Raw genomic sequence first — 15317 nt, 5'->3', positions numbered from 1 at the left:
CTATTCCTCCTTTAAAATATCTATACTCTTTAAGGTAGGAATCGCGCCATACTTCCCTATCAGATAATTTTTCTCATAGCTTTCGTCCTTTCGGATACGAGCTCCATCTTCATCCACAAAATCTGCTAATGAATACAGGGCAGAGACACCTTTTTCATCCTTTTCAACAAACCAGATTTCATCACGTCTCAATAGCTGGTTAGATAATTGCCAGGTATCATGCGTAGTAAATATAATTTGTGCGTGATTAACGTTAATTTCAGGATTCAAAAATATAAGCAAAAAATTCCTAACAAGCAATGGATGTAAACGTGCATTTAACTCATCTATGAAGAAAACGCTTCCTCTTTCCAAAACTTCTTGAAGCTCAGGATATAAGGCAAACATTTTTAGCGTTCCTGCCGATTCCCCTCCTAGGGGAATTTCAGCCATTTCATCTGAGTCATTCATCTTATGAAGTGCAATTATTTTGTAAGCCTCTTCTTTAGTCTCTCCCTCTAGAGGTACTTTTTCAATTCGAAAGTCTTTAATATGTTCATCGAACGAAGAAAAATACTCAATTATCTTTTGCTGTACACTTTTGTCTTCCACAAATCCCTTAGGCAGCCTTCTTGACAAAAAGAAATTGGTAAATGGATTTCCAAAATCAGCAAATTCATTTGCTAAAAACCAATCTCTAATTACTTTACACTTGCCAATTTTTAATTTTGCACCTAATGAAATAATGAGAACCTGCTTTTCTAAAGCAACATTGATATTCTCTCTGCTACTTTTAGATATTCCTGATAAATCTAGCTCGTCAGCAGTCTTTCCACGATAAAATACAACACTGTATTTTCTAGCGGTTTTTGCCTTTGAATTAAGCCATTCCTCTGTCACGCCCTCTTTATTTATACAAAATCCATAGTTAAAAACCTTTTCTGTCTTATCATCAGGCAAGGTAAAATAAACCTCGAAACTTGATTCATCATTAATGGATTTTGAGTCAAATAAAAAAGGCGTTGGGCTAAACTCTTCAAACTTTTCATCTTCATCACCATATTTAAAGGATTCAGAAACATAGTTTGACATATACCCAAAGGCGTTGTAAATATTAGACTTTCCACTTGCATTTGCTCCGTAAATAGCAGCAACAGGCAATATCTTTTCGTTTCCTATGGTAACTACTCTCTCAGAAAACTCTGTCATCTTTGTTGCAGATAAATCCAAAGCGGCTTCTTCTTTAAATGATTTATAATTTTTAAAATTAAACTGAATCAACATATTAATTACCTCACATCCTTTCCTGCTTATTATTATATACTGTTTTTACCAAAAATCAACCCTTAAATGTGATAATTTCTCATTTGACTGTATATAGACCCTTTAGCCCAAGCTTAGTTATTAATTGTCCACCCCGATATTTCCTCTCTTGATCGCAGGAAATCCCTATATAAGCCTTCTTTTCCTGCAAGTTCTTTGGGACTTCCATCCTGTACTACCCTGCCATCTTTAATCGCAATGATATGATCTGCATTTTTAATAGATTTAATACGATGCGCTATCATAATTACTGTCTTATTTTTAGTAAGGGCTTCTATAGCAGCGATGATTTCGTGTTCATTCTCAGCATCCAGTGCTGCTGTTGCTTCATCCATTATGATGATTGGAGCGTCTTTTAGAATTGCACGAGCTATTGATATCCTCTGCTTTTCACCTCCTGAGAGGCTGCTGCCTCCTTCATCAAGCACTGTATTATATCCATCAGGAAGTGCCTCGATAAATTCATCGATATTTGCAGCCCTTGCAGCCCTGCGGACTTCCTCAATCCCTGCCCCCGGTTTACCGAATGCTATATTATTATATATGCTGTCCTCGAATAAATATACTCTTTGAAATACCATGCTGATTCGTTTCATTAGTTCATCATAGTTCACATCTCTTATATCTACTCCTCCAATTTTGATACTTCCTCTGTTTATATCGTGAAATCTCGGAATTAGCTCACATAAGGTAGTCTTTCCGGAACCTGATGGTCCAATAATTGCAGTAAGGGAATTTTCTTTGATTGTTGCAGACACCTTATGCAATACCTCATTATCTCCATAAGAAAATGTCACCTCATTAAGCTCTATGTCATTATTTCCCATAGGTTTAGGATTATCGCTCTGTCTCATTGTCTGTGTGGCTTCAACCTCTCCAACCTCCTTAAGCCCACTATCTAACAGCCCCATCATAGATAAAATTGATCCTGCCTGATTTAGAGAAACATATGCCATAAAACTAAATATAATGAGAATTATTGTCTTAAAAAGGGCAAGGCTTCCTTCCTTATACATCCAAAGTGTAGAGACAATAATCAACATTTCAAATATTGCTATTACAAGTCTGCTTAAGAACTGCGATGGCATAGATTTATTGGTTAGACTTATATTAGCTTCCTCGCTGTCCTTAATAGCCTCATTTAACTGAACATTTCCTTCCTTAACGCTAAATGTTTTTGTGACTTTAATACCCTGAACGAAGGTAAGAGTTGCCGCCGCTAAAGCGCTCTGTGCTTTTTGTAAAAATGGTGCATTCTTCCTTGATAGTCTCATCTGAAAATCCACAGTAAGAAGATAGATAACCATGCCAACTCCTGTGATAACACCAACCTTTAACTCATAAAAACAAACGGTTATAAACATGGCTAATGCACTGAAAATACCCGACACCGTAGTAATCATTGCCATTGCCGCACCGGTTTCAATACCACTAAGAGTAGTAGTAAGTGTAGCTACAATTTTCCCCGATGAATTGTCACTGAAAAATCCAAGCGGAAGTATCTTTAAGAAGTTCCCCAGTCCAATTCGCTTATCGGCTGTCATGTAAAAGCCGACAGCCACACTGCCGGACTGTTCAAAAAATGATGTTATAAAGCTTCCTAGTGCACACACTATGGTAAGTATAATAATATTCCTTATTGCAGTGGCTGTAGGTGTACCATTTATTATTACATCTATAACCAGCATTATTGCAATAAGCTGTGTAACTCCAATAAATGCATGTACAAGCGACATAATCAGTGTGATGATAAAAGTTTTATGCTGATATTTACTAAATTCCCAGAGTTTTTTAACTGTATTTATCATATTAGTCCTCCCAAGCAGGAGTTTTATCCCCCTCTGATAGCTCCCACATCATCCTGTAATCAGAACAAGATCTCATCAGTTCTTCATGTGTGCCCATCTGTTTAATGCGTCCGTCCTCTATATATGCTATTTGATTTGCATTCTTAATAGTCGTCAGTCTATGCGCTATAACAATCAGAGTCTTACCTCTTGCCGCTGCAGACAAAGATTTCTGAATGGACGCTTCATTTTCAGGATCAGAACTTGATGTGGCTTCATCAAGTATCATAATAGGAGCATTTTTCATCATAGCTCTTGCAATTGTAATTCTTTGCCTTTCACCACCTGAAAGGCTGCCTCCACCAGAGCCAGCCATAGTCTCATAGCCATTAGGCAGTGACAAAATGAACTCGTGGCAACCTGCTTTCTTTGCAGCCTCCTCTATCTCCTCATCGGTAGCATCATTATTCCCAAGGCGAATATTATCTCTAATTGTTTTATCAAACAGGAAGGTGTCCTGGTCTACAAAAGCAATTCTTTCGTTTAGCGCCTCTTGTGAATACTCCCTTATGTCACAGCCCCCTATGGTTATACTTCCATAATCCACATCCCAATATCCTGCAAGAAGCTTGCCGACTGTGGATTTACCACTTCCTGAAGGCCCCACTAAAGCCGTCATACTTCCTTCTTTTATCTTAAAAGAAACATTATCGGCTGCCTTTTTGTTTATATTAGCTAAAGCCTTTCCCAAACCATCATTAGAGAATTTATCATAGGAAAAACTTACTCCTTTAAACTCTATATCGTTATTGTTAAAGTCTGTTTTATCTCCTCTTCTAAGTTCGGGATAATTTAATACATTCCTGATTTCCTTAGCGTAAGTGCCCATTTGAGCAACCTGGTCAATATAGGTTAAAGCTATCATAAGGGGTGAAAATATTCCAAAAGACAGTATTATCAAGAGGAAAAACAAGGATGTCTTTAGACTGCCGTCACTCCAAAATATCAGTCCTGATATAAGAACAGGGAATATTGAAAATGGTGCAATTGCCATACCCAAGGAGGAATACACCTGAGTTTCTCTCATCCACCCAACATTATAGTCTGCATGTCCTTTAATAGCCTCTACATACTTTAGATAGCTTTCCTTAGTTCTACCAAAGTTCTTGATTACTTCAATACCACTTACAAATTCAACTATAGCCTGGTTCATACTTTTTGAGGCTTTTAGCTGGCCCCTAAACTTCTCTTCATAACCCCTCATCATACCCATGGTGACAGAAAATCCAAGTAATATCCATATAGTCATAGCAAGAGCTACTCTCCAGTCTATAAAGAACATCCATACAATAAGGAATAACGGCCCTATAAGGTTACCCGTCATCTCAGGTAACATATGAGCAAGTGTCTTTTCCATTCCTTCAATGTTATCAACCAATATGGTCTTAAGCCTTCCACTACCATTTACTTCAAAGTATCCAAGCGGAAGTCTGAGCATCTTCTTGGCAAAAGCTATTCTAATATCTCTTAAAGTTTTGAATGCTGCCTTATGAGACAACCAGGTGGACAAATTCATTGCAAGCCCACTACCAATTTTGCATAAAGCTAAGAAAACTCCAAAGCTTACAATCTTACTCCAATCCGAATGGGAAGAAAATAATTCTACAACTATCTTTCCTGCAAAGATATAGGTGCCTACATTAAGTAATACTGAGAGTACGCTGATAATTACAGACGAAGAATATCCACCTCTATACGGGCGCATAAATCCCCCTAGTTCCTTAAAGAATGATGCCGATTCTCTTCTAGTACCTTCTTCAGTTTTCATCTTCATAATCTCCTTTGTACATTAAGATTTGTTTCCTAAGTTCTTAGAACAGACTAAATTAGCGAACGACTGATTTAAAATGTAGTTAGTTAATACTAACATAATACCATATCTTTTCTTAATCTTCAAGGTTGTTTCGGAAATTGTTCATACAGTAATCAATACCATGATTTTAAAAAAAATAGTAGAGGTGTTTTGCACCCCTACTATGCAGAATAAAATTCCTTAGCTTATTGTGTGAAAAATTATTTTTTATTTTTTAAACTCTTTTAAGAACTGCTCACCTGTACCGTATTTCTCATATACATAGTCGATATCCTTATCTCCTCGACCTGAAAGATTGACAAGTATTGTACCTGAGTTCTGATTTTTAGCATGCTTAATTGCATACGCCAAAGCATGTGAGCTCTCTATTGCAGGAATGATACCTTCATAACGTGAGAGCAAGAAAAATGCCTGCATAGCCTCATCATCAGTTACGGCTTCGTACTTTACTCTTCCACAATCTTTCAAATATGCGTGTTCAGGACCTACAGACGGATAATCAAGTCCGCTTGCTATAGAGTATACAGGCAGTGGCTCCCCATTTTCATCCTGTAAGAGCAGGCTTTCAAAGCCGTGAAGAATTCCCTTTTTACCAAAGGTCATACTTGCAGCATGGTCTCCTACGCCACTTCCTCTTCCTAGTGGTTCTACACCAACAATATCAACAGGTTCAGGAAGAAACGCTTCAAACATTCCTATGGCATTGGAGCCTCCTCCAACTGATGCACAAACAACATCAGGTAGATTGCCTGTCATTTCCTTAAACTGATCCTTCGCTTCGATGCCTACAATTGACTGAAAATCACGAACAATCATAGGAAATGGATGAGGTCCTACAGCAGAGCCTATGCAGTATATTGCATCCTTATATTCTTTAAGATATGCTTCAAATGCAGCATCCACAGCCTCTTTAAGCGTCTTAAGTCCGTGGGTTGCAGGGATTACATTGGCTCCAAGCATTTTCATCCTTATTACATTAGGATGCTGCTTTGCTATATCAACTTCTCCCATGTAAATATCACATTCAAGACCAAAGTATGCCGCAGCAGTTGCAAGTGCAACTCCATGCTGTCCTGCACCTGTTTCAGCTATGAGCTTTTTCTTGCCTAAGAATTTGGCGAGCAAACCTTCACCCATACAGTGATTTATCTTATGTGCGCCGGTATGGTTAAGGTCTTCTCTTTTAAGATATATCTGACATTTTCCTAGCAATGAAGATAAGCGTTCACAGTGATAAACAGGGGTAGGTCTGCCTTGAAATTCTTTTCTGATACGTCTTAATTCATTAATAAAACGTGCATTATTGCAAATCTCCGCATACGCCTCGGTAATGTCCTTAAAAGCAGGAACTAGTTCAGGAGGTAATATCATTCCTCCGTATTCCCCGAAATATCCCTTTTCATCAGGAAAGTTCTTTAGGTAGTTATCAAAATCACGATAAGTTTTCATAATTACTAATTCCTTTCATAATAAAATTAAACGTCTTATCTCGTAAAAATAATTAATGTTATCATTACGGCATTTTATTGTCAAGGGATTATTTTAATGAGTTTAAAGTGCCCCCTTCGGGCAATTCATAACACATTCCATGCACTTAATACACTCCGTTCCGTTTAACCTATTTCTCGAATTGTCCGTAACGTCCACATTCATTGGACATACCCTTTTACATTTTCCGCAATTGATGCACTTTTCTTTATTACAGGTTATACGCATCAAAGAGAAGTAAGTCATCGGTTTAAGGAACACTGTGATTGGGCAAATATACTTACAAAATGCCCTGTTGTCCTTAAAGGCAAATGCCAGTGCTATCCCTACTGCATAGTATACAATGTTCCCAATGATAAAGGCCCAGAACATGATGCGTTCTATGTTTCCGACCTTAGCAAGAAACAACGCTGCCACAAAAATAAAAGATGCTGCAAAGGTTATGTACCTAATCCACCCAATGTTCTTTCTTGGGTTTTTAGGTATCTTGTAAGGAAGAAAATCCAGAACCATAGCCGTCCAACAGGCATATCCGCACCATCCTCTTCCAAAAAGCAGCGGCCCAAATATCTTTGCTACCGCATAGTGAATAGTTGCTGCCTCAAATACGCCTGTAAACAGGTAGTACCAGAATCCCTCTATCTGCATATTCTCGTTACAAATAAGTCCAAGATAAACAAGCATATAAAGACCTACCAACAACTGGACTATACGCCTAGCATGCTTGTATTTTCTGATAAACAAAAAAATACCTAGCGATATGGACAGTCCTATGTAGCTAAAGTTAAACAGATAAAAGAGGTTATCTTTCGTCAGCCACAGCACTACTGCCACTGTTTCAAATATCGAAAGCATAATAATAGGCAATAGATATTTTTTTATTTGCATAAACACTACCTCTTTTCCTTTTTATAGTTCCAGGCTATTCTCATTTAGTAAGAAGTCATATATGCTCATTGTGAGGATTCCATCATTATCATGCAATGTCTTTACAACATCCTTCATCAGTTCGGCCTCTCTTTACAACCACACCGATAGTATCACAAACAAGCCCAAGTTATGCAACGAATAGGCATTTTCTACATTCTATTTTCTCAGATGCTCAAGCACTACAGGATATGTATCGGTCCATAGAGGAAAACACTTCTTCCAAGCTAAAATATCCTGCCTTTCGTATTGCCTCCTTTCCTCCAACAAAAGCGAGTACTGCGGGTGCTCCCAAGATATTTTCCTGTGCTGCAAGCGAAATATTCTCCTCCAACGGCACATAGCCACAAAATACCTGTGGATGAGACTCATTCCAAGCTCTAATTTTCTCCTTTAAAGCTTTGCAAGGGATGCACTTTTCTGAACCAAATAGAAATAGACTAAATTTCTCTTGTTCTTTGAAAGTTATATACTCTTGTGATGTTTGAATTATTTTCATTTCCTGCATAAATATCCTTCTTCGCCCAATTCATAACACATTCCATGCACTTAATACACTCCGTTTTGTTTAACCTATTTCTCAAATTGCTTTGCAATATAACAAACTTTCTATCATAACCAAAAACAAATTTTCCTGATTTATTTCAAATCCCTTGGCTGTAATTCTCTTATTAAAATATTTAACTGATTTATCGTGATTGAGAAATTTATTGACACAGAGATACTGCTCAATCTCGTCAAGTACAAAAGCACTTTCCTTCAGAGATAAATCACTAAAATTGTTCGCATAATGAACACTTTTCATAATTGGTTTTAGCTTTGTATTAGGATATTCTTCCCCTAGTGTATCTCTTAATAAAATCACAAGGCTGTTAAAAGTCTGACATTTCAAATCCTCTACGCTAACATTTTTAATGATGTTTTCATTGCGTAAATGTTCAATTAGTTGAATCAAGCTTTGTTTTAAGTCAGTAACGATATTTTCACTCATTAAAGCACTTCTCCTTTACAAATTTATGATTTAATTATCAAGCATATTCTTCCACATTTTCAAACACTCTTCTAATTATATCTTCATAGCATTTACTATCAAAATCCAACTTATGCTTTGCCATTTTCTTCTTAATGATATCCGAAAGCTCCAAAAGATAGTCATTATACATTTTAAGAAACTTACTTACATTTTCTTTCTTACCAGAATTCCACTCATTAGAACAAAAATGAACATATACAATAAATTTCTTAGTTTTAAGATAATAACTTGCCTGATAAATTCCAGACTCTGAATAATATTTTGATATATTTCCACTAAGGCAAACGCAAATATCCATCTTCTGCAATGCCTCTATCTCAAAGCTTTCAAATAAAGATTTCATTTCTTTTCTTATTGTTCTTGCAGCAGATAATATACTATTTAACTCATCATCCGTTCCGCCAACAATAACATTCATATTGACTTTCATATTTATTTCCATTCCTTTCGCTTTGCTCAAGGCACAAAACGTTATGAAAATGTTTCCTTGAGCCTATTTTTTATTTATAATTCTTCTTGTAGGGAACTCGGTATACTACAAATCGCGGGGAGGTGAGTGGGCTGTCCGGCTTGCCGGATGACCTCATATTTATATGTGTAGTACGCCTTTTCAAGCACAAATAAGTGTGTCGTTGAACACGTAATCTTATCTTTGTATAAACAATCTCGTTTATGGCTTAGGCGTTCAGTCAATGCCGTCTCTCCCTATAATCTCTAATGAATCTTCTGATTCTGAAAGGAGTCCCTATGGCTTTAAAAATCGTGTACAAAATCTGTTGTGGTATTGATGTCCACAAAACTTTTGTAGTTGCCTGTATCGCTTCTACGAACGATAAAGGTGTCACTTCTTATGAGAGCCACCGGTTTTCTACCTACACGAGCGGTCTGAAAACTTTGTTACAATGGCTACTCAAACGGAATTGCAAGGATGTCTGTATGGAATCCACCGGTAAATATTGGATTCCTGTTTATAATATCTTAGAAAATGACTGTTCGATTGTCCTTGCTCATCCCAAATATGTTAAGGCTATCCGTGGAAAGAAAACTGACAAGAAAGATGCCAAATGGATTGCTGACCTGTTCAAGCATGATCTTGTTGCCGGTAGCTTTATGCCGCCCGCTGACATCCGTCAGCTCCGTGACCTTATGCGTTACCGTTTCAAACTGACCTGCTTTCAATCAAGCGAAAAGAATCGTTTGCAGAACTGTCTCACGGTTTCCAATATCCAGTTGGGAAACGTTGTTTCGGACACCTTCGGCAAATCTGCTCAGGCGATACTGGATAAACTTTTGGAAAATCCCGCAGATACCTCTTTTGACCTTGAACCCCTTGTTTACAAAAGTTTGAAAAAGAAACTTCCTGAACTCCGTGACGCTATTGACGGTTATATCACTCTGGAACAAGCCGGCAAACTTAAGGTAATCAAAGCTCATTATGAAAGCTTGGAATCCCGGAAAGCAGAGCTTGAAGAACTCATTCTTGCGCTCGCCGCTCCCTATCAGCAGGAACTTGCCATTCTCCAAACCGCTCCCGGTATCCGTAGCGACTTTACTACCATCGGAATCATTTCCGAAATCGGTACCAACATGGAGGCTTTTCCTTCGGCGAAACACTTATGCTCATGGGCCGGTCTTACTCCGACCAACAATGAAAGTGCAGGGAAGAAAAAATCTGTCCGGGTTTCCAAGGCCGGATGCTATATCAAACCTTTACTGGTCCAGTGTGCAAATGCTGTTGTTACCAGCAAAAAGCATCCGGAAATTCGCAACCGCTATCTCCGTCTCAAAAAGCGTCGCGGTCACAAGAAAGCAATCATTGCCATTGCAAGAATGCTTCTGACTGCATTATATCATATGCTGAAGAATGGTGAAACCTATAATGCGGAACTTTATCGGAAATCCGATTTGCCTCCTGTTGACCGGGAAATCACGGTAGAACAGGCAATTATCATCGCAAGAAATCAAGGTTATAAAATCAAGTCAGCAACTGCATAGCCTTAACTTTTAATATTCAATTTTTAAAGCAGCCACCGAAAGATGGCTTGTTTGTCATGCGATTAAGGGAATGGATACCCTCTACTTTTCATTTTCAATCTTTTCCCTCAAATTTTAGCTGTATAGTGTAAAAACTGCCTGTTTATATTGTATCAGGAAAAGCTTTCTACCTGTTCTACCAGCTCTAAAATAAGTGATGAAAAACTCTCTGCAATTTCCTCAAGGTCAGCATAGTCATTGTTATATCCACGCACTTTACCGCTTTCCAAGTCTATAAATACGATACTTCCATCGCCTAACCCTCCGAAAGGAAACGCAGGGCCGTGTTCACATTCACTCATATACTCCTCGTATGCCTCATAGTTCTCCTCTAGCTCTTTCAAGCCGAAAATCCAAGGTTCTGCCAAATAGCAGCCACCTAAGTTAAGTAGCAGCCAGCGGTATTCTGTCGGAATAGATGCATATTTTGCTTCAAACTGTATTATTCTATCTTCTGTTTCAGGACAGATCCCTTCTGTAAATGCACTTACTTCGTAAGCAGCCTTAATCCTATCAAAGTATTTTGCTAAAACAACATTACTCATATGCTCCCCCTCGTAACTTGTTGACCTATTTCTGTTTTTCCTGCATTTTCTTCAGTAGTTTCACTATTCTTTCCCTATTCCCTGCGGTTTCACTCCATTTGCCTCAGCCCTTATTCACCTTGAATCTGTACTTCCCTTTTCCGTGTCCGTATACTGGTTCGATAATATTCTTCTCAACCAACTCCGCCAGCAGTTCAGATGCCCTTGAAGATTTTATAGCAATTACTCTCATCACATCTGAACGTCCAAAGATATCCTGATTAGTAAATGCCTCACGAAGTTTCAGAATATGGCTCAAGGTTTTCGACTGGAATTTTTTCTCAATGTCCATTTTCACAGCCTCAATGTCCGGTTTTGCAGTTCCAATGTACGGTTTTGCAGTTCCAATGTACGGTTTTTCTGATCCCTTAAAAGTGCCACTGATATGTAACCTCCTGTTATGAAGCGGATGATTCTCATTCAGAAGAAGGTTTCTCAAGAACAGCTCCAAAAACTCCGTAGTTTCATGTATACCGTTTTTTAAGTCATTATAGTTTGCCCTGACAAGCGCATTGCGGAAATACCACGCATTCTCAGCGAATATGTCATTTGTTACGTCAAAACCGAGAGTGCGTAGGTACTTGATAAAGAACACCGCAGTCGTTCTGGTGTTGCCTTCACCAAAGACATGAATTTGCCACAGTCTGGATATGAACACCGCAATATGATGTATGATTTCATCCATCGAAAGATTCTTGTAAGAGAACTTTTTTTCTTCGAAAAAATCGTAATCCAGTGTTGCTTTCAACTCTGTTGCACTGCCGTAAAGCACTGTAGCACCGTCAAGCACCCATTCTTTTTTCGTGATGTTATAATCCCTGATACATCATGCATGGGAATAAATCCCAGTGAAGAGCTTCCGGTGGATGGAAATGTACTCATTCGGTGTAAAACTGAACGCCTTCTCTGAAAGAAGTGCTGCGATTCTTGCCGAAACCTTGTCAGCTTCCTCGGTGCGATTGTCTGTATCGCTGACGGGATTCTCTTCATAATAGCTCTGCAAGAGGGCATTCGCTTCCTCAAAGGAAATCTCGCCTTCGATATTCCGAACGGCAGTATGCACCAAGTATTCTGATGTTTTAAGTCCGTCAACTGCCTGCAGACCAATAGCCGTATGCCATGCATAGCCTTTGTCCCGCTTATTCGGCTCTGACTCCTTAATATATTCCTTAAAAGGATCTTCATTCACCAATCATCACCTCGCTTTTCTTTTTTCTATGCCATCTCTCAAAGCCGCCTTAATCCTATCAAAGTATTTTGCTAAAATAACATTAACATTATAGTTTAATGCAAAGTGTAGCTATATAGTCATTTCCATAATGTGATAATCTGTTTCTCTTATCACACGATTCATAAAAATCTATCATAGCCAGACCATTTTTAAGTTGTCCTCTAATCTGGGTTTCTAAGGTATGGCTAAATTCATATCCATATTCCGGATTTATGGTTATCTTGCCTTCCTCTTCAAGCTCTTTTGAATTAAAAGGCAGCGAATACTTTAATAGTAATTCCTCATCGGGTTTGTCCCATACGATGTCAGCATCATACATGTATATCCAAGGATTCATAAATCCGACCATTAACAATCCACCCTTTTTCAATACTCGAGAGGCTTCTTTATATACGTTTTCTAAATCTTCTACATACACATTTGAAACCGGATTAAAAATAATGTCAAAAGTTTCATTTTCAAATGGAAATGGTTTTGTCATATCGCTTTGAACTGTATTGATTCTTAAGCCTTCTCTTTTAGCAACCATATCATCTCTTTGTAATTGTGATTTAGAAAAATCCATTATGGTTACATCATAACCTTTTATAGCAAAAACCGGTCCTTGCTGTCCACCACCACAGGCTAAACCTAATATCTTTTTCCCGTTTGCTTTTTCAAACCATTCTTTGGGAACTTTTTTCCCAACAGTTAATGCAACAGAAATTGGATTATTTCTAACTTCTTCTAATTCTTCATGTGTCAATGGCTCAGTATAGTCATTTTTTACATTATTCCATCTGTCTTCATTTAATTTTATATAGTTGTTCACAGCTGGTCTCCTATCGATATTTACAATCGGCTAAGTGGTCATTTACAATCCCGATAGACTGCAGAAAAGAATACGTGATGACCGGGCCTACAAAACTGATGCCACGTTTCTTCATGTCTTTGCTCAGTCGAGTAGAAACATCAGACTCTACAGGTATTTCTGAGAGTTCTTTCCAATACCTGTCTATTTGCAGTCCGCCTGTAAAGCCCCAAAGATATGAATCAAAAGAGCCGAACTCATTCTGTATCTTCTGTACTGCCAATGCATTCTTGCGGACACTGAAGATCTTGTTGCGGTTTCGTATAAGGCCTGTATCTAGCATTAAAGCCGTAAGTTCTTCATCTGTCATAACTGCACAGGCATTAATTTTGAAATTGTGAAATGCTCTGCGGTAATTCTCCCGCTTACGCATTACCGCTGCCCAAGAAAGTCCGACACTTGCCCCTTCAAGGCATAGCATCTCAAATTCAAAATCATCATCATGACTGATCTTGCACCACTCGTGGTCATGGTATTCTTCAAGTATTGGATCATCTTTCGTCCAAATTCGACACTGACTGCTCATTGTGTTTCCTTTCTCATATACTCAATTTTATAATTTGTCTCGCTTTCCGCTTCTATAAAAACGGCACCATATACACAGGGATATAATTAATGCCATTTTCCCACTTATAATCCTTCGTATGAACGACGTATTTATCTCTTATACGGCTACTGAATTTTCTACAAAAATTGTCCAGCGATTTATGATTTCTATAGTTTCCTGATTTAACTTCCACCGGACATATTTTATCGCCTGTTGATATTAGAAAGTCGATTTCATGCAAATGATTTGAAGTTTCACTCCCCATTGTATAATAAAAAAGTTTATTTCCTTTAGCAGTTAGCATCTGTGCGACTGCATTCTCGTATACATACCCCAGGTTTGCCTCTAGTTTATCAGAAAGCAGTTTATTATAGATTATATTTTCAGTGTACTTCTTATCTCTGAAAGCAAGAGTTACAAACAATCCTACATCAGATGTAAAAAGCTTATAGCGCCCCGCATCCTTCTCAAGCGGCATTCCTACACTTGGATTATTAGCATGATATGCAATAAGCACTGTATATGAACTCAACATATCAGGGATAAGATCCTTCATTTGTTCTGATTTGATGCCAGTTCTAGCATTTGCCAAAACATATCTTGATGCATTACCACTAAGGCTAGCTGGAATCGCATCATAGATATCTCCCGCAAGGCCTGTCCCATCTATTTTTGTGAAATCTTCCTCGTATAAATCTATAATTTCTCTTTTAGCTTCATCAACTGCCTGCAGATTATTATCTGCCACATACGTTTCAACTGCCTGTGGCATACCTCCAACAAGCATATACAGCCTAAAAATACGCATCAGGCTCCTATGCATCGCATTACCGGCCGTCCTTTTATTTTCCAATAGAATTCGAATTGTATCTGCAGTTACTTCATCTCTAATTGCCCATAGAAATTCTTCAAAATCCATGGGGTACATATCTATTTTATGTTCCTCACTTGGTATGAGAATATCCTTCGTATTTTTCCTTATAGACAAAAGTGAGCCCGTCTCTATATATTTATATCTTCCGTCCGCAACAAGGTACTTAATAGCCTGCCTTGCCTTAGGCAGAAGCTGTACCTCATCAAATATGATTACTGATTCCTGCTCATACAGTCTAACACCAGTCAGCTGTTGCAGTTGGAGAAAGAAAAAATCCAGATTATACATATTCTCGAATAAGCTATTGATATCTTTACTGGTACGAGCAAAATCAAGCAATATATATGATTTGAATTCTTTACTTGCGAACTCCTCGACAATCGTTGATTTTCCGACACGTCTAGATCCTCTTATCAAAAGTGCATACTTATCGCTGCGATTGTTTTTCCATTCAAGAATTTCATTATATATTTTCCTTTTAAAAACTGTTGTCTCCATATACATCACCTCACTATAATGATTTTACTCCAAATCCCCATTTATGTAAAGTGCAATATGCCTTAAATCCCCATTTTAATATTTATGAATTTTCCTCAAATCCCCATTTGACAGTCTTACTTTTGTAACATCTGCCTTTATAAAATACATTAAACTGATTTGCCATGAGCAATTCGTCTTTCTTCGTCATAAGCTTCAATGCCCCTAACCCTCTCGTATATATAAATCAATATCCCATTGGTTTAATTCAACACTTTGTTTAGTAAAATCAGTTAAACATACATGAATA

At 37.9% G+C, this 15317-nt stretch carries 13 protein-coding genes and 1 pseudogene; 1 reads left to right on the top strand and 13 read right to left on the bottom strand.

Annotation, left to right across the window (positions count from 1 at the left end):
• From JJN12_RS03775 to JJN12_RS03740, 8 genes are all read right to left on the bottom strand, one after another.
• Nucleotides 1–1263, bottom strand: coding sequence for an AAA family ATPase (locus tag JJN12_RS03775; protein WP_208428431.1), 1263 nt, complete (start codon nt 1261–1263; stop codon nt 1–3).
• Between the two features lie 113 nt (nt 1264–1376).
• Nucleotides 1377–3110, bottom strand: coding sequence for an ABC transporter ATP-binding protein (locus JJN12_RS03770; protein ID WP_208428430.1), 1734 nt, complete (start codon nt 3108–3110; stop codon nt 1377–1379).
• Nucleotide 3111: 1 nt separating this feature from the next.
• Nucleotides 3112–4917: an ABC transporter ATP-binding protein gene (locus tag JJN12_RS03765; RefSeq protein WP_208428429.1), complete on the bottom strand. Its 1806-nt coding sequence runs from the start codon at nt 4915–4917 to the stop codon at nt 3112–3114.
• A gap of 252 nt (nt 4918–5169) precedes the next feature.
• Nucleotides 5170–6411: a tryptophan synthase subunit beta gene (trpB, locus tag JJN12_RS03760; protein ID WP_208428428.1), complete on the bottom strand. Its 1242-nt coding sequence runs from the start codon at nt 6409–6411 to the stop codon at nt 5170–5172.
• Nucleotides 6412–6513: 102 nt separating this feature from the next.
• On the bottom strand, nt 6514–7338 hold the full coding sequence (locus JJN12_RS03755) for a 4Fe-4S binding protein (RefSeq protein WP_208428427.1): 825 nt from the start codon (nt 7336–7338) through the stop codon (nt 6514–6516).
• A 214-nt stretch (nt 7339–7552) separates the two neighbouring features.
• Nucleotides 7553–7885, bottom strand: coding sequence for a thioredoxin family protein (locus JJN12_RS03750; RefSeq protein WP_208428426.1), 333 nt, complete (start codon nt 7883–7885; stop codon nt 7553–7555).
• A gap of 72 nt (nt 7886–7957) precedes the next feature.
• A complete protein-coding gene (locus JJN12_RS03745; protein WP_208428425.1) occupies nt 7958–8368 on the bottom strand; it encodes a hypothetical protein in 411 nt (136 codons plus the stop codon).
• A gap of 37 nt (nt 8369–8405) precedes the next feature.
• Nucleotides 8406–8840 carry an Imm12 family immunity protein gene (locus tag JJN12_RS03740; RefSeq protein ID WP_208428424.1) on the bottom strand — a complete coding sequence of 145 codons (435 nt, stop codon included), beginning with the start codon at nt 8838–8840 and terminating at the stop codon, nt 8406–8408.
• 317 nt (nt 8841–9157) lie between these two features.
• Between JJN12_RS03740 and JJN12_RS03735 the strand changes: the two genes are divergently transcribed.
• Nucleotides 9158–10405 (top strand): IS110 family RNA-guided transposase, encoded by a 1248-nt coding sequence (locus tag JJN12_RS03735; RefSeq protein WP_208428423.1) that lies wholly within the window; start codon nt 9158–9160, stop codon nt 10403–10405.
• Between the two features lie 152 nt (nt 10406–10557).
• Here the strand turns inward: JJN12_RS03735 and JJN12_RS03730 are convergent, their stop codons facing one another.
• The 5 genes and pseudogenes from JJN12_RS03730 to JJN12_RS03710 all read right to left on the bottom strand — a co-directional run bounded on the left by JJN12_RS03730 (nt 10558) and on the right by JJN12_RS03710 (nt 15028).
• Complete coding sequence (locus JJN12_RS03730; protein WP_208428422.1) at nt 10558–10989, bottom strand: SMI1/KNR4 family protein; 432 nt, start codon at nt 10987–10989, stop codon at nt 10558–10560.
• A gap of 103 nt (nt 10990–11092) precedes the next feature.
• A pseudogene (locus JJN12_RS14615) lies at nt 11093–12217 on the bottom strand (Fic family protein).
• 88 nt (nt 12218–12305) lie between these two features.
• The gene (locus JJN12_RS03720) at nt 12306–13070 is read right to left on the bottom strand and encodes a class I SAM-dependent methyltransferase (RefSeq protein ID WP_208428421.1); all 765 of its coding nucleotides are present in this window, start codon (nt 13068–13070) and stop codon (nt 12306–12308) included.
• Nucleotides 13071–13080: 10 nt separating this feature from the next.
• Nucleotides 13081–13635 (bottom strand): DNA-3-methyladenine glycosylase I, encoded by a 555-nt coding sequence (locus tag JJN12_RS03715; protein ID WP_208428420.1) that lies wholly within the window; start codon nt 13633–13635, stop codon nt 13081–13083.
• Nucleotides 13636–13687: 52 nt separating this feature from the next.
• Nucleotides 13688–15028 (bottom strand): ATP-binding protein, encoded by a 1341-nt coding sequence (locus tag JJN12_RS03710; RefSeq protein WP_208428419.1) that lies wholly within the window; start codon nt 15026–15028, stop codon nt 13688–13690.
• Between the last annotated feature and the right edge of the window lie 289 nt (nt 15029–15317).

It is taken from the genome of Catonella massiliensis, assembly GCF_016651435.1.
GTDB classification, from domain to species: domain Bacteria; phylum Bacillota; class Clostridia; order Lachnospirales; family Lachnospiraceae; genus Catonella; species Catonella massiliensis.
Note: the sequence above shows the minus strand (reverse complement) of the source record. Positions and strands in the feature narration are given on the sequence as shown.

Coding starts and splice junctions, on each gene's coding strand:
- JJN12_RS03775 (WP_208428431.1), bottom strand. CDS start 1,263: ATGTTGATTCAGTTTAATTTTAAAAATTATAAATCATTTAAAGAAGAA.
- JJN12_RS03770 (WP_208428430.1), bottom strand. CDS start 3,110: ATGATAAATACAGTTAAAAAACTCTGGGAATTTAGTAAATATCAGCAT.
- JJN12_RS03765 (WP_208428429.1), bottom strand. CDS start 4,917: ATGAAAACTGAAGAAGGTACTAGAAGAGAATCGGCATCATTCTTTAAG.
- trpB (WP_208428428.1), bottom strand. CDS start 6,411: ATGAAAACTTATCGTGATTTTGATAACTACCTAAAGAACTTTCCTGAT.
- JJN12_RS03755 (WP_208428427.1), bottom strand. CDS start 7,338: ATGCAAATAAAAAAATATCTATTGCCTATTATTATGCTTTCGATATTT.
- JJN12_RS03750 (WP_208428426.1), bottom strand. CDS start 7,885: ATGCAGGAAATGAAAATAATTCAAACATCACAAGAGTATATAACTTTC.
- JJN12_RS03745 (WP_208428425.1), bottom strand. CDS start 8,368: ATGAGTGAAAATATCGTTACTGACTTAAAACAAAGCTTGATTCAACTA.
- JJN12_RS03740 (WP_208428424.1), bottom strand. CDS start 8,840: ATGAAAGTCAATATGAATGTTATTGTTGGCGGAACGGATGATGAGTTA.
- JJN12_RS03735 (WP_208428423.1), top strand. CDS start 9,158: ATGGCTTTAAAAATCGTGTACAAAATCTGTTGTGGTATTGATGTCCAC.
- JJN12_RS03730 (WP_208428422.1), bottom strand. CDS start 10,989: ATGAGTAATGTTGTTTTAGCAAAATACTTTGATAGGATTAAGGCTGCT.
- JJN12_RS03715 (WP_208428420.1), bottom strand. CDS start 13,635: ATGAGCAGTCAGTGTCGAATTTGGACGAAAGATGATCCAATACTTGAA.
- JJN12_RS03710 (WP_208428419.1), bottom strand. CDS start 15,028: ATGGAGACAACAGTTTTTAAAAGGAAAATATATAATGAAATTCTTGAA.